Origin of the sequence: Streptomyces bobili (assembly GCF_002154575.1) — a bacterium.
Lineage (GTDB): Bacteria > Actinomycetota > Actinomycetes > Streptomycetales > Streptomycetaceae > Streptomyces > Streptomyces bobili.
Map to the genome: position 1 here is coordinate 1 of NZ_MUBA01000175.1, position 10229 is coordinate 10229.

Consider the following 10229-nt stretch of genomic DNA (forward strand, 5'->3'; position numbering starts at 1 on the left):
CCCCGGCTCCGGCTCCGGTCGCTGCCGCTCCGGCTCCGGCCGCTCCGGCTCCCGCGCCCACTCCGGCGCCCGCGCCGGCCGCGCCCGCTCCGGTCACCCCGGCCGCCCCGGCTCCCGTCGCCGCGCAGGCCACCGACGAGGGTGCCTACGTCACCCCGCTGGTGCGCAAGCTCGCCGCCGAGAACGGTGTCGACCTCGGTTCCGTCAAGGGCACCGGCGTCGGCGGTCGTATCCGCAAGCAGGACGTCATCGCCGCCGCCGAGGCCGCGAAGGCCGCCGCGGCCGCCCCGGCTCCGGTCGCCGCCGCCGCACCGGCCGCCGCGAAGAAGGCCCCCGCGCTGGAGGCCTCCCCGCTGCGTGGCCAGACCGTCAAGATGCCCCGCATCCGCAAGGTCATCGGCGACAACATGGTCAAGGCGCTGCACGAGCAGGCGCAGCTGTCGTCGGTCGTCGAGGTCGACGTCACGCGTCTGATGCGGCTGCGCGCCAAGGCGAAGGACTCCTTCGCGGCCCGTGAGGGCGTCAAGCTCTCGCCGATGCCGTTCTTCGTCAAGGCCGCCGCCCAGGCGCTGAAGGCGCACGCGCCCGTCAACGCCCGGATCAACGTGGACGAGGGCACGATCACCTACTTCGACACCGAGAACATCGGTATCGCGGTGGACTCCGAGAAGGGCTTGATGACCCCGGTCATCAAGCACGCGGGCGACCTCAACATCGCCGGTATCGCCAAGGCCACGGCCGAGCTGGCCGGCAAGGTCCGCGGCAACAAGATCACTCCGGACGAGCTGTCCGGCGCGACCTTCACCATCTCCAACACCGGTTCGCGCGGTGCGCTCTTCGACACGATCATCGTGCCGCCGGGGCAGGTCGCGATCCTCGGTATCGGTGCCACGGTGAAGCGTCCGGCCGTCATCGAGACGGAGGAGGGTACGGTCATCGGCGTCCGCGACATGACGTACCTGACGCTGTCCTACGACCACCGGCTGGTGGACGGGGCCGACGCGGCGCGGTACCTGACCGCGGTGAAGGCGATCCTGGAGGCGGGCGAGTTCGAGGTCGAGCTCGGCCTGTAGTCAGCGCAGGGTTGTACGGCGCCCCCGCCCGGGTCTCCTGGGCGGGGGCGCCGTGTGTTGTAAGGGGGGTGTAAGTCTCGTCTCACCTGCGTCGAAGCATGCCTGCGGGCTCCACTCGGGGAGCTGACCGGCCTTATTGTCTAAACGTCAAACGTGCTAAGGAGCCCTCATGACCGCGCCCGTCGTCCACTCGCTGCGCGAGCAGATCCGCGAGCACATCGTGGAGGGGATCGTCAGCGGGCGCTGGAAGCCGGGCGAGCGGATCGTGGAGCGGCGGATCGCCACCGAGCTGGAGGTCAGCCAGACGCCGGTGCGCGAGGCGCTGCGCGAACTGGAGTCGCTGCGGCTGATCGAGTCCGCGCCGAACAAGGGCGTACGGGTGCGGAACCTGACTGCGGCCGACCTGGAGGAGAGCTATCCGGTCCGGGCCGGGCTGGAGGCGATCGCCGCGGAGCTGGCGGCGCGGCGGCTGGCCGAGGACTGCTCGGCGCTGGAGCCGCATGTGGCGGCGCTGTACGAGGCCGACCGGGCGTCGGACGGGACCGGCCAGGTGCGGCACACGGTGGGCTTCCACCGCGAGCTGGTCCGCGCGGCCGGGAACTCCGTGCTGCTGCACACCTGGGAGGGCCTGGGCATCGAGGTGTTCACGGCGCTGTCGATCCGCTGGCTGGGGACGGTGCAGCAGTCGTACGCGGAGGAGCACGAGGAACTCGTGGCGGCCTTCAAGCGGCAGGACCCGCGGATCGCGGAGATCGTGAAGGCCCACGTGCTGGGCTGCGCGCCCCGGCCGTGAGCGCGCCGCCCGGCCTCGCAGGCGCGCCAGGAGCCTGAGCGCGCACTCGCTCATACGTGGCCTCACCTGCGAAAACCTTTCGAAAATGCGGCACCCCGTGCCTTTGGCCGAGACACCCAGTGCCTACTTTCTCGTGATCAAGAGGTTTTCGCCCTGAACCCTTTGATCGATCATCGATCAGGGAGTTACAGTCGCCGACGGGCTTCACGACGGGTCGTACAACGAGACCGTCCGAAGGCCCACGCCCTGTCCTGCCAAAGACAAAGGGCACCCCCGAACCCTTACCGATGAGGGAACCCCCTTCGACTGAGGAAGGCGGCGACATGACCGACCCCCACGCCATCCAGCCGAGCGCGCTCGACCAGTTCCCCGACCGGGACCCGGAGGAGACCGCCGAATGGCAGGCCTCCCTGGACGCGGTCACCCAGGCGGCCGGACCGCACCGTGCCGCATACCTGATGCGGCGCACGCTGGAGCGCGCAGAGGGCAACGGCATCGCGCTGCCCAAGCTGCTCGAGACCGACTACGTCAACACCATCCCCACCGCCGCCGAGCCCGCAGCGCCGGGTGACGAGGCGATGGAGGCCAGGATCACCGCCTGGAACCGCTGGAACGCGGCGGCCATGGTGACCCGCGGTGCGAAACACGGCGTAGGCGGCCACATCGCCACCTTCGCGTCGGCGGCCTGGCTGTACGAGACCGGCTTCAACCACTTCTTCCAGGGCAAGGAGTCCCAGGACTCCCCCGGCTCGGGCGACCAGCTCTACATCCAGGGCCACGCCTCCCCCGGCATCTACGCCCGTGCCTTCCTCGACGGCCGGCTGACCGAGGCGCACCTGGACAACTTCCGTCAGGAGGCGGGCGGCAACGGTCTCCCGTCGTACCCGCACCCGCGGCGGCTGCCCTGGCTGTGGGAGTTCCCGACGGTGTCGATGGGCCTCGGCCCGCTCTCCGCGATCTACCAGGCGCGCTTCAACCGCTACCTGACCAACCGCGGCATCAAGGACGTCGGCGGCTCGCACGTCTGGGCGTTCCTCGGCGACGGCGAGATGGACGAGCCCGAGTCGACGGCGGCCCTCGCGCTCGCCGCCCGCGAGGAGCTGGACAACCTCACTTTCGTCATCAACTGCAACCTCCAGCGCCTCGACGGCCCGGTCCGCGCGAACTTCAAGATCGTGCAGGAGCTGGAGGCCCAGTTCCGCGGCGCCGGCTGGAACGTCGTCAAGACGCTGTGGGGCACGGCCTGGGACGAGCTGTTCCGGCTCGACACCACGGGCGCGCTCGTACGCCGTCTGCGCCAGGTGCCCGACGCCCAGGTGCAGACGTACCAGACGCGCGACGCCGCCTACATCCGCCAGGACTTCTTCGGCGGTGACCCGGCGCTCGTCGAGATGGCGAAGCTGCTGAGCGACGACAAGATCCTGGAGTGCTTCCACCTCTCCCGTGGCGGCCACGAGGCGCGCAAGGTGTACGCGGCCTACAAGGCGGCCGTCGAGCACAAGGGCGCCCCGACGGTCATCCTGGCCCAGACGGTCAAGGGCCACACCCTCGGTGAGGGCTTCGCGTCGAAGAACGCCAACCACCAGATGAAGAAGCTCTCGGTGGACGAGTTCAAGGCGATGCGCGACCGGCTGGAACTGCCCATCTCCGACAGCCAGTTCGTCGACGGTGTGGTGCCCTACGGCCACCCCGGCGCCGACGCCCCCGAGGTCCGCTACCTCCAGGAGCGCCGCGCCGCCCTCGGCGGCCCGGCCCCGGCCCGCCGTACGCACGCGCTGGCCCCGCTGCCCGCCCCCGCGGAGAAGACGTTCGCCTCCTTCGACAAGGGCTCCGGCACCCAGAACATCGCCACCACCATGGCGTTCGTCCGGCTGGTCAAGGACCTGGTCCGCGACAAGGAGACCGGCAGGCGCTGGGTGCCGATCGTCCCCGACGAGGCGCGCACCTTCGGCATGGAGAGCCTCTTCCCCTCCCTGGGCATCTACTCGCCCAAGGGCCAGACGTACGAGCCGGTCGACCGCGACCAGCTGATGTACTACAAGGAGGCCAAGAACGGCCAGATCCTCAACGAGGGGATCACCGAGGCCGGTTCGATGGCCGACTTCATCGCCGCGTCCACCGCGTACTCCACGCACGGCGAAGCGATGATCCCGTTCTACATCTTCTACTCGATGTTCGGCTGGCAGCGCACGGCCGACCAGATGTGGCAGCTCGGCGACCAGCTCGGCCGCGGCTTCCTCGTCGGCGCCACCGCGGGCCGGACCACCCTGACGGGCGAGGGCCTGCAGCACGCCGACGGCCACTCCCCGGTGATCGCGGCGACGAACCCGGCCGCCCTGTCGTACGATCCGGCGTTCGCGTACGAGATCGCCGTCATCGTCAAGGACGGTCTGCGCCGGATGTACGGCGAGGCGGCACCGGGCGAGGACCAGAACGTCTTCTACTACCTGACCGTCTACAACGAGCCGATGCCGCAGCCGGCGAAGCCGGCCGGCCCCGGTGTCGACGAGGCCATCATCAAGGGCCTCTACCGCTTCAACACCGCGGAGTCGGCCGGTCTCGCGCCCGTCGCCAACGCGGCGCGCATCCAGCTGCTGGGCTCCGGCACGGCGATCCACTGGACGCTCAAGGCGCAGAAGCTGCTCGCCGAGGAGTGGGGTGTGGCCGCCGACGTGTGGTCCGCGACCTCCTGGACCGAGCTGCGGCGCGACGCGCTGGACGCCGACGCGGCGCTGCTGCGCGGCGAGGAGCGGGTGCCGTACGTCCGTCAGGCGCTCCAGGGTGCGGAGGGGCCGGTGCTGGCCGTCTCCGACTACATGCGCCAGGTTCCGGACCAGATCGCGCAGTGGGTCGAGCAGGACTACTCGTCCCTCGGCGCGGACGGGTTCGGTCTGTCCGACACCCGTGACGCGGCGCGCCGCCACTTCGGTGTCGACGCGGAGTCGATCGTGGTCGCGGCCCTCGCCCAGCTGGCCCGCCGCGGCGAGGTCAAGGCGACGGCGGTGAAGGAAGCACGGGAGAAGTACGGGCTGTAGTCCGGTTCTGCACGGCGAAGGGGCGCGGCGGCATCAGCCACCGCGCCCCTTCGCGCTGGGCACCCCCCTGTCGGTGCCACGCGGCATCATGCGGGTATGCGTGCTGCCCGGCTCATCAAGATGGTGCTGCTTCTCCAGGCCCGGCCCGCCATGACCGCCGCCGAGCTGGCGCGCGAGCTGGAGGTGTCGGAGCGGACGGTCACCAGGGACGCCCAGGCCCTGTCGGAGGCGGGCGTTCCGGTGTACGCCGAGCGCGGGCGCGCCGGCGGCTACCGTCTCGTCGACGGCTACCGCACCGGCCTCACCGGCCTGGCCCGCGGCGAGGCGGAGGCCCTGTTCCTGAGCGGCGTACCGGGTGCGCTCAGGGAGATGGGGCTGGCGGACGCGGCCTCGGTGGCGCGTCTGAAGGTGTCGGCGGCGCTCATGCCGTCCCTCAGGGACGCCCCCACGGCGGCGGCACAGCGGTTCCACCTGGACGCTCCGGCCTGGTTCCAGGAGCCGGCCGCACCCCCGCTGCTGCCCGTGATCGCGGACGCGGTGTGGGACGACCGCCGGCTCACCGCCCGCTACCGGCGGGGCGAGACGGAGGTCGTCCGGGAGCTGGAGCCGTACGGTCTCGTGCTCAAGGCGGGCGTCTGGTACCTGTGCGCGCGAGTGGCCGACGCGCAGGCCTTCCGCACCTACCGCACCTACCGGATCGACCGGTTCACGGCCGCCGAGCCGCTCGCGGAGCGTTTCGGCAGGGACGAGGAGTTCGATCTGCCCGGTTTCTGGGCGGGGCAGGCGGAGCGGTTCGCGCGGTCGATCCTGCGCGCCGAGATCGTCGTACGGCTCTCGCCGGCGGGGCTGCGCCGACTGCCGTACGCCGTCGAGCCGGTGGCCGCGCGGGACGCGCTCGCGGGGGCCGGGGAGCCCGACGCGCGGGGCTGGGTGACCGTCACCCTGGGCGTGGAGTCCGAGGAGGTGGCGCACGGCCAGCTCACGGCGCTGGGGCCGGAGGCCGAGGTGGTCTCCCCGGAGTCGCTGCGGCGCCGTTTCGCCGAGGACGCGGCCCGGCTGGCGGCGTTGTACCGGCCGTAGGAAAACGCCCGCACTCCAGGTGCGGGCCACCCGTCCAGGCACGATGCTGGGACGCGTGATGGACGAGACGGAGTTCTGGGAGCTGGTCGACGACACCCGCGAGGCCGCCGAGGGCGACCCGGAGGAGCAGGCCGACCTGCTGGTGGAGCGGCTGATCCAGCTGGACCCCGACATGGTGCTGGACTTCGCCCGTCACTTCGAGGCCCGCTTCAACCGGGCGTACACCTGGGATCTGTGGGGCGCGGCCTGGGTGTTGCTGGACGGGGCGAGTGACGACGCCTTCGACTTCTTCCGGTGCTGGCTGATCGGTCAGGGCCGGGAGGTGTACGAGGGGGCCGTGCACGACCCGGACTCGCTCGCGGATCTGCTGGGCGAGTTCGACGAGGAGATCGACGGGGACGGCGAGGAACTGGGCTACGCGGCCGACGAGGCCTACGAGCAGCTCACCGGGACCGTCGCGCCGGACCTGGGCATCGCGCCCGCCCCGGCGGAGCCCGAGGGCACGCCGCTCGACTTCGAGAACGAGCGGGTGCTGGCGGAGCGGTATCCGCTGCTGTGGGAGCGCTTCAGGGGGTGATCCCCTCTCCCAGGACCCGTGGGGTCACCCGGTCGTGCGGCGGCGCGTGGCGTCCATCGGGATGTATGCCTGCTGCTCGGCCCGCACGGCCTGGTGCAGCGGTGCCTGGTTGGCCTGCTCCAGGGCGGACGCGGTGGCCGCTGCCGGGCCGAGGACGACCGCGGCGACGGCGCAGAGAACCGTCCAGGAACTACGGGCGGCCCGGTGCCGGCCCGCCGCCGCCGTCTGGTGACCGGTGTTCGCGCTGCTGTCCGTGATGCTGTTCATGGTCCCCACCTCGGTCGCCTTGTGTTGTGCATGACCGTAGGAGGCGGGGATGGGAGAACCCTGAACGCCGGCTAAGGCGTTCCTGTGAAGGTCCGGCCCTGGAGGCGGGCCGCCGTCCGCCGGATCTCCGGCAGCCGGGCGGTGAGGGCCGCGCCGGGGCAGCTGGTCATGTAGGCCTCCTGGTGGCCCGCGAGGACGGGCAGGGCGGCCGTGGCGCCCGCCGCGTACCGGCTGCCGCTGTTGCTGGAGGTCAGTCGGACCCTCGCGCGCGGGTCGACGTCCGCCAGGCCGAGTTTCCAGGCGGCGAGGGCGGCGATCGAGTCGACCATGGCCTGCGGGACGGGGACGCCGGAGGTGAACGTGCCGAGGGCGGCGATGCCGGTGGTGCGGTGGTTGAAGCCCTGGGTGTGCGCGCCGGTGACGGGCCGCCCGGTGCCGCCCGCGCGGCCCTCGTAGATGGTGCCGCAGCGGTCGACGAGGAAGTTGTAGCCGATGTCGTCCCAGTCGCGGCCGCCGGTCTGGCCCGCGTAGAGGTAGCGGATGATGCGGGGCGCGTCGGCGCAGTCGTAGCCGTTGGGCGAGTCGGTGTGGTGGACGAAGACGGCGACGACCTTGTCGTCGTAGCGGGGGGCAGGCTGGGCGCGCGCGGCGTCGGCCACCCAGACCGAGCGCGGCACGATCCGCGGCCGGGCGGCGGAGTGCGCGGGCGACTGTGCCGCCCGCTGCACGGGGCGGGCCGCCAGGGACGCGGTGACGGCCTGCTCGACGCCGCCCACGCACAGGGCGAGGGCGGCTACGGCGGCGAGCCCCGGCAGGCAGGCCAGGGCCACCAGGAGGGGACGCGGCAGCGGCGCGGGGCGCCGTCCCCGTAGTCCCCGGGTGGATCTGCGCAGGGACCTTCGCGCGAGTCTCCGCGCGCGGAGGACGACCTGTCGAATGGCACGCATGGACTCACTGTCGGCCGGTTCCGTCGCGTCCGCGATGTGTGCTGTGCCACCCGGTGGAACCATCGTCCCGGTCCGGGACGTTTCCGGTCTGCGCGCGTGCGTCGCCGGTCGTGGACGGGTGAGGAGCGCGCGGCTGATCACCGGGCCTGTCCCCCGCGTACTAAGGGGTCCGAGAGAAAGGCGGCTCCGTGGACCTGCTCGACATCCTGCTGGTGCTGGTGATCCTGGTGTACGCCGGGTCGGGCTACCGGCGGGGACTGGTGGCCGGCTGTGTCTCGCTGGCCGGTTTCGTGGGCGGCGCGGCGGTGGGCGTGTGGATCCTGCCGTGGGTGATGGACCTGGTGGCACCGGGGACGACGGCGGCGACGGTCACGGCGGTGCTGACCGTGCTGGTCCCGGCGGCGGTGGGGCACGAGCTGGCGGGGCGGCTGGCGTTGCGGCTGCGCCGGGAGCTGGAGCGGGGGCCGCTCAGGGTGGCCGACGGGGTCGGCGGGGCGGTGGCGAACTCGGTGGCGGTGCTGATCGTGGCCTGGGTGGCGGCGAGCGTACTGGCGGTGTCGTCGACTCCGGTGGTGACGTCGGCGATCCGGGACTCCCGGCTGCTGGGGGCGGTGCAGGACACGATGCCGGACACCACTCCGGCGTGGTTCTCGCGGGCCACCTCGGCGCTCACCGAGGCGGGCTTCCCGCAGGTCTTCAACCCGTTCGAGAACGAGTCGACGGCGGAGGTGGCCAGGCCCACCGGCGACAGCGTCACCCCGGCGGCGACCAGTGCGGCGAAGCTGAGCACGGTGAAGGTCGAGGGCGCGGCGGGCGACCAGGGCCGCGAGGGCAGCGGGTTCGTGTACGCGCGCGAGCATGTGATGACCAACGCGCACGTGGTGGCGGGCATCGACGACCCGACCGTCCGGATCGGGGGCGTCGGGCGGGCGTACGAGGCGCGGGTGGTGCTCTTCGATCCGGCCAGGGATGTGGCCGTGCTGTACGTGCCGGAGCTGCGGGCGCCGGTGCTGCGGTTCGACGACGACGCTTTGCGCGGGGATTCCGCGGTGGTCGCGGGATATCCGCAGGACGGCGGTCTGAACCTCCAGGCGGCGACGGTGGCGAACCGGGTCGACGCGACCGGGCGGAACATCTACAACGACGGCACCGTCACCCGGGAGATCTACTCGATCCGTTCCACCGTCCGCCCCGGCAACTCAGGCGGCCCGCTGCTGACCACCGACGGCCGGGTCTTCGGTGTCGTCTTCGCCCGTTCCACCTCCGACGCCGAGACGGGGTACGTCCTGACGGCCGCCGAGGTCGCCGAGGACGCCCGGCGGGCGACGGCGGCGACGGCCGCCGTGGACACGGGCGAGCTGATCAGCTCGTAGAGCGGCGGAGGGCTCGCGGAGGCTCGGAGGCCGGACGGCTCAGAGGAGCGAGCGGCCCATGAACACGTCGTCCACGTACGAGCCGTCGAGGAGGAACTCCTGCGGCAGGACGCCCTCCACCACGAAGCCCTCGGACTCGTAGAGGCTCCGGGCCAGGGTGTTGTGGCCGAGGACGCGCAGGGTGATGCGGCGGGCGCCGAGCCGGCGGGCCTCCTCGACGGCGGCCCGGAGCAGCGCCCGTCCGACGCCCCGGCCGCGGGCCTCGTCGGCGACGGCGAGGCCCTGGATCTGGCGTACGTGCGCGTTGACGGCGAGTTCGGTGGGCCGGCCGAGCCGGATGTAACCGGCGACGCGGCCGTCCACCTCGGCGACGAGGTGCTCCTCGGGGTGGTGCCGTTCGTCGAAGAAGGCGCTGTACGGCGGCTGCGGCCGGGGCGCGACCGCGTGCAGCGGGGACCAGGTCAGGCGGTCGATGAGGGCGAGCGTCTCGCCGTCCTCGGGCCGGGCGGGGCGTATGCGGGCGTCGGTGAGATTCGGCAGGTGGGTCATGCGGGGCACCTTATGACGCGGGCGTCCGCTCCGGACGGGGGTTTTACGAGGTCACACGGCAGGATGGGCACATGGAACGTACGCGAATCGCGGTGGCCGGCGCGTCCGGTCTCATCGGCAGCGCCCTGGTGCGGTCCCTGACCGCCGACGGGCACGAGGTGGTCCGCCTGGTGCGCCACGCACCCCGGAGCGAGGCGGAGGTGCGCTGGGACCCCGAGCGGGGGCGGGTGGACGCGGCCGGGCTCGCCGGGTGTTCCGCCGTGGTCAACCTGGCGGGTGCGGGGGTCGGTGACCACCGCTGGTCGGACGCCTACAAGCGCCGGATCCATGACAGCCGGGTGCACGGGACGGCCGCCCTCGCGAAGGCGGTCGCCGCGCTCGACGAGCGGCCGCGGGTGTTCGTGAACGGCAGCGCGATGGGCTACTACGGCGAGACGGGCGAGCGGGTCGTCGACGAGAGCGCGCCCGCCGGCCGCGGTTTCCTGCCGGAGCTGTGCGTGGAGTGGGAGGCGGCGGCGGACCCGGCGCGGGCGGC

The 10229-nt window shown here is 72.4% G+C and carries 10 protein-coding genes; 7 read left to right on the forward strand and 3 right to left on the reverse strand.

All coding sequences use genetic code 11. The features are described from left to right. The 5 genes from sucB to BZL64_RS14915 all read left to right on the forward strand — a co-directional run. On the forward strand, positions 1 to 1073 hold a 1073-nt coding region (sucB, locus tag BZL64_RS14895), incomplete at its 5' end, for a 2-oxoglutarate dehydrogenase, E2 component, dihydrolipoamide succinyltransferase (protein ID WP_086769668.1). 169 nt (positions 1074 to 1242) lie between these two features. Further along, positions 1243 to 1866: a GntR family transcriptional regulator gene (locus tag BZL64_RS14900; RefSeq protein ID WP_086769669.1), complete on the forward strand. Its 624-nt coding sequence runs from the start codon at positions 1243 to 1245 to the stop codon at positions 1864 to 1866. 323 nt (positions 1867 to 2189) lie between these two features. Next, positions 2190 to 4901: a pyruvate dehydrogenase (acetyl-transferring), homodimeric type gene (aceE, locus tag BZL64_RS14905; protein WP_086769670.1), complete on the forward strand. Its 2712-nt coding sequence runs from the start codon at positions 2190 to 2192 to the stop codon at positions 4899 to 4901. A gap of 96 nt (positions 4902 to 4997) precedes the next feature. Beyond that, positions 4998 to 5981, forward strand: coding sequence for a helix-turn-helix transcriptional regulator (locus BZL64_RS14910; RefSeq protein ID WP_086769671.1), 984 nt, complete (start codon positions 4998 to 5000; stop codon positions 5979 to 5981). A 58-nt stretch (positions 5982 to 6039) separates the two neighbouring features. Then, the gene (locus BZL64_RS14915; protein WP_086769676.1) at positions 6040 to 6558 is read left to right on the forward strand and encodes a DUF4240 domain-containing protein; all 519 of its coding nucleotides are present in this window, start codon (positions 6040 to 6042) and stop codon (positions 6556 to 6558) included. A 24-nt stretch (positions 6559 to 6582) separates the two neighbouring features. Here the strand turns inward: BZL64_RS14915 and BZL64_RS14920 are convergent, their stop codons facing one another. Next, positions 6583 to 6825 (reverse strand): hypothetical protein, encoded by a 243-nt coding sequence (locus BZL64_RS14920; protein ID WP_086769672.1) that lies wholly within the window; start codon positions 6823 to 6825, stop codon positions 6583 to 6585. Between the two features lie 71 nt (positions 6826 to 6896). Further along, positions 6897 to 7772, reverse strand: coding sequence for a peptidoglycan recognition protein family protein (locus BZL64_RS14925; protein WP_244205342.1), 876 nt, complete (start codon positions 7770 to 7772; stop codon positions 6897 to 6899). Positions 7773 to 7960: 188 nt separating this feature from the next. On the opposite strand from BZL64_RS14925, the gene BZL64_RS14930 reads away from it, so the two are divergent. Further along, positions 7961 to 9145 carry a MarP family serine protease gene (locus BZL64_RS14930; RefSeq protein ID WP_086769674.1) on the forward strand — a complete coding sequence of 395 codons (1185 nt, stop codon included), beginning with the start codon at positions 7961 to 7963 and terminating at the stop codon, positions 9143 to 9145. 39 nt (positions 9146 to 9184) lie between these two features. Here BZL64_RS14930 and BZL64_RS14935 read toward each other — a convergent pair whose 3' ends face one another. Next, positions 9185 to 9694, reverse strand: coding sequence for a GNAT family N-acetyltransferase (locus tag BZL64_RS14935; RefSeq protein ID WP_086769675.1), 510 nt, complete (start codon positions 9692 to 9694; stop codon positions 9185 to 9187). A gap of 71 nt (positions 9695 to 9765) precedes the next feature. Between BZL64_RS14935 and BZL64_RS14940 the strand changes: the two genes are divergently transcribed. Then, positions 9766 to 10229: NAD-dependent epimerase/dehydratase family protein (locus BZL64_RS14940; protein WP_208639444.1), on the forward strand; the 464-nt coding region annotated here is incomplete at its 3' end.